Annotated in this window: 5 protein-coding genes; 3 read left to right on the top strand and 2 right to left on the bottom strand. The window is 47.3% G+C overall.

The features are described 5' to 3' along the window. Positions 1-1,037: FAD-dependent oxidoreductase (locus H6F80_RS09655; protein WP_190791354.1), on the top strand; the 1,037-nt coding region annotated here is incomplete at its 5' end. Between the two features lie 590 nt (positions 1,038-1,627). Further along, positions 1,628-2,416 carry a sulfite exporter TauE/SafE family protein gene (locus H6F80_RS09650; protein WP_190791353.1) on the top strand — a complete coding sequence of 263 codons (789 nt, stop codon included), beginning with the start codon at positions 1,628-1,630 and terminating at the stop codon, positions 2,414-2,416. Positions 2,417-2,541: 125 nt separating this feature from the next. Here the strand turns inward: H6F80_RS09650 and H6F80_RS09645 are convergent, their stop codons facing one another. Next, entirely contained in the window at positions 2,542-2,871 is a 330-nt protein-coding gene (locus H6F80_RS09645; RefSeq protein WP_242067260.1) for a winged helix-turn-helix transcriptional regulator, read from the bottom strand. A 132-nt stretch (positions 2,872-3,003) separates the two neighbouring features. Here H6F80_RS09645 and H6F80_RS09640 point away from each other — a divergent pair, with 132 nt between their 5' ends. After that, on the top strand, positions 3,004-3,429 hold the full coding sequence (locus H6F80_RS09640; RefSeq protein WP_190791352.1) for an acyl-CoA thioesterase: 426 nt from the start codon (positions 3,004-3,006) through the stop codon (positions 3,427-3,429). A gap of 208 nt (positions 3,430-3,637) precedes the next feature. On the opposite strand, the gene H6F80_RS09635 is transcribed toward H6F80_RS09640, so the two are convergent. Continuing rightward, the coding region (locus H6F80_RS09635) for a LysR substrate-binding domain-containing protein (protein ID WP_242067259.1) at positions 3,638-3,872 on the bottom strand (235 nt) is incomplete at its 5' end.

The following is a 3,872-nucleotide window of genomic DNA, read 5'->3' as shown; positions in this document are numbered from 1 at the left end:
CGATGCAGTGGATTCGATCGCTCGACAACATCAGCTTTGCCGACTGGTTTCGCCGTCATGGTGGCTCTGAGAATAGCCTCAAGCGGATGTGGAACCCGATCGCCCTCGCCCTGGGCTTTATCGACACTGAGGAAATTTCGGCACGCTGCATGCTGACAATCTTCCTGATGTTTGCGACCAAAACCGAAGCCTCACGGCTGAATCTGCTGGCAGGCTCCCCCGACGAATATCTGCACAAGCCGATCGTCAAATACCTGGAAGACCGGGGCACAAAAATCCACACCCGTCGCCAGACGCGCCGCATTTTGTTTGAGGAACGCGACGGACAAACGATCGTCACAGGTTTATCTATTGCTCAGGGCAACACCGAAGAAACCATTACCGCCGATGCCTACCTTGCCGCCTGTGATGTGCCCGGAATTCAGCGATTGCTGCCGCAGGAATGGCGCCAGTGGAAGGAGTTTAACAACATCTACAAGCTGGAAGCGGTTCCGGTCGTCACGGTGCAAATGCGCTTCGATGGCTGGGTCACAGAAATGAATGATCCGGCTTTGCGAAAGCAGGTCGATCGCGCCGCAGGCATGGACAATTTGCTCTACAGCGCAGATGCCGATTTCTCTTGCTTTGCAGACCTGGCACTCACCAGTCCCAAGGACTATTACCGGGAAGGGCAGGGTTCGCTGATGCAGGTAGTTCTCACTCCCGGCGATCCGTTTATCAAAATGAGCAACGAGGAAATTGCTCAACACGCGCTGAAGCAAATTCACGATCTGTTTCCCTCATCCCGCGAACTCAATATGACCTGGTTTGGCGTGGTGAAGCTGGCGCAGTCCCTCTACCGCGAACAGCCCGGCATGGACCCCTACCGCCCATCCCAAAAAACGCCGATCGCCAACTTCTTCCTAGCAGGTAGCTACACCGCTCAGGACTATATCGACAGCATGGAAGGCGCAACCATCTCCGGCAAGCAAGCTGCTGCCCGCATCCTCGAACCCACCGGATACAAAGTTCAGGGAGCCGGACTGTTTAAGTATTAGGCGATTTAAGGATTAGGCGATTGGCAAAGCCCAACCTCCCTCCTCCAAACCCCTCCCCCGTTAGATTTAATCAAGGGACGAGGGGTTAAGCATTTTTTGGGCGGATCGCTCCAGAAGGCTCATCAATTTGCCTTGCACAAACGCATCTCGGACGATCGAGTCACCTGCGCTCGGTTACTGGCGATTCGCTTCACGTAAAACTTGTCGATCGTTTTGCTCACTTGCTTTCTTGTTCCCATACTTCAGATCTGCTCTTTTTCATCAGGCGGAATGGGCAGAGTTCGTTAAACCTGCTCACGAGAACTGGTTTGAGGCGATCGAGCTTTGAGGCAATGAAGGGGAGTTATCCTGAATTTTTCTACCTAACTAGCTGAATCGGGATCTTAGACGAAACTATTTCTGCCTATATCGCTACTCCAGGGTCTTAGACGGAAATATCCAGCCCAATCAGTAGTTATCCGGCTTCGTTTTCGGGTGAGGGTGCAGCTAGAAACCATTTGTGGGGGAGTCAGAGTTAAATGCTGCTATTGATTACCTCAACCTCAAAGCACATCGCTCATAATACTTCTGTTACGAAGTGGAGGAGTTGAATGCGAAATTTTTGGGCATTTGGTTGGGGTGCTTTGGTTGGGGTGCTTGGCGGACTGATAGGTCTGGGTGGTGCGGAGTTCCGCTTACCTGTCCTAGTCAGCGTTTTTAACTATCGAACTCTACAAGCAATTATCATCAACCTCATTGTCAGCCTTGTCACAGTGACATTTTCATTCATTTTTCGAAGCGGCGTTGTGAGGCTGGAAAATGTTGCTGGGAACTGGGCAGTGATCATCAACATTCTGGCAGGCTCTCTAATCGGCTCTTATGTTGGAGTTCATTATGCAACGCGAATCAACGAACGAGTATTAAACCGAATTGTCATCGCTTTTCTGATTTTTCTTAGCGTTGTGCTGGTCGGGCATAACCTCATTTTCAGTCTTGAGAGTTTGCAACTACCAAGCCTTTTAAGAATCAGCTTTGGATTTTTGGCAGGAATCGTAATTGGCATATTCAGCAGTATGTTGGGTGTGGCAGGTGGAGAGTTGATTATCCCAACAATCATTTTGCTATTTTCCGTTGATATTAAGCTGGCAGGAAGTTTGAGCCTTGCGATTAGCATTCCGACAATTTTGATGGGTCTGTTTAAGTACAGAAGCCAACAAAGACTTAAGGAAGTTAAAACAGAGCAAAGATTTATCATTTCAATGGCATCTGGTTCAATTTTGGGTGCATTTATTGGCAGTAATCTTTTAAGGTATGTATCAAGTTCTCTGTTGTATCTAATCTTGGGCCCAATTCTACTATTGTCAGCGTTGAAGCTGGCGCAGCACAAGCCAGCCTCATAACAACCCCCTTACAGCCGCAAGTCGCAAGTCATTGATGCTGAGTTCAAGGTTACTAGCGCCTAGGGGAACGTTGTACTGCTTAAGATGTCTGTGGCGACGATGGTTGAAAGTTTGCCTATCGGGATTCATGGTTCAGTTGCTTTGCAGTTACTGGCATCCGACGGATTACTTTGAGGAATCTGTGTGTCAGCAATATGCTTCAAACCCCAAGCAGTGATGACTTTCAAAACAGGACGCAAGCTTTTTCCCTTCTCGGTGAGTTGATAGTTCATTCGACGGGAATGGTTACTGTAAGGCTGCTTTTCTGCTAAACCTAATTCTTCAAGCAGTCTGAGGCGGTTTGCCAAGATATTAGTCGAGATTCCCTCAGGGGATTCTAAAAACTCTTCAAATCGTTGCTTTCCAAAGAACATCATGTCTCGGATGACAAGTAACGTCCAGCGATCGCCAATCAAATCTAGCGTACAGGAGACAGGGCAAGAAGAGCGTTTTGGCTGGATCATGGCTAGATATAGCAGCTTAGTTACTTGCATTTTACAAGCTATTCTTGCTAAGCTACAGCCTAACTTGCAAATTAAAAGCTAAACATGGACACAACGGCACAGAAGCAACTGTTTGAGGTCGAAATTCATCTACCCGTTAGAACTTACGATATTGATTTTGCGGGTGTTGTCAACAATATTGTTTACGTTCGTTGGTTAGAAGATTTACGTTTAGAGATGCTAGCCCGTCATTTCCCGTTGGACGAACAACTCAAAAATGGAATTGCGCCTGTCATTGTGCAGACAAAAATTGATTACAAGCAGCCCATCAAAATTTCTGACGTTCCAACCGGCAAGATGTGGATCGAGATAATGGAATCGCTGCGATGGACTGTTAATGCAGTGATCTCTGTCAATGGCAAAGTAGCGGCTCTTGGTGAACAAGTTGGTATTTTTGTTGATTTACAAAACAACAAGCCGATTCGTATGCCAGAAAGGTTAAAGCAGAAGTATCAAGAGTTTGTGGCGTAAGCAATACAACAATTGAAGTTTGAGGTAATCTGCGACGGGTAAAGCGGCTTGTGTGCTGAAGAAAAGTGTGCTGAAAAAGCAGGAAACAGGTCAGTATTTGTCTCATGCTTTAAGATGACGATCGCCCAATTGATTACAGAATATTTGTAACCCTGAAACAGCAGAATGGTTTCGAGAATGATTTCCTGATTCAGGAATGCCTAAATTTTTAACTTTGAGTCATTTGAGTGGCTAAATCTAAAAATCGCTGGACAGTTGGCGTGACGTCCAATTTACGGCAAACGATCGCCACTTCTGCCTGGGGTGTTTCTTCCTGCAAAGGCTTGTAGATCACCCCCGTTCGTTGCAGGTTTTTGAGGGAGACGGGGACGATCGCAATCCCAATTTCGGCGGCGACTAAGCTAATAATCGTCTGCATCTGAATCGCTTCCTGTACAACGGTG

Origin of the sequence: Leptolyngbya sp. FACHB-711 (assembly GCF_014695615.1) — a bacterium.
Lineage (GTDB): Bacteria > Cyanobacteriota > Cyanobacteriia > Elainellales > Elainellaceae > Leptolyngbya_A.
This window is presented reverse-complemented; position numbering and strand designations above follow the sequence as displayed.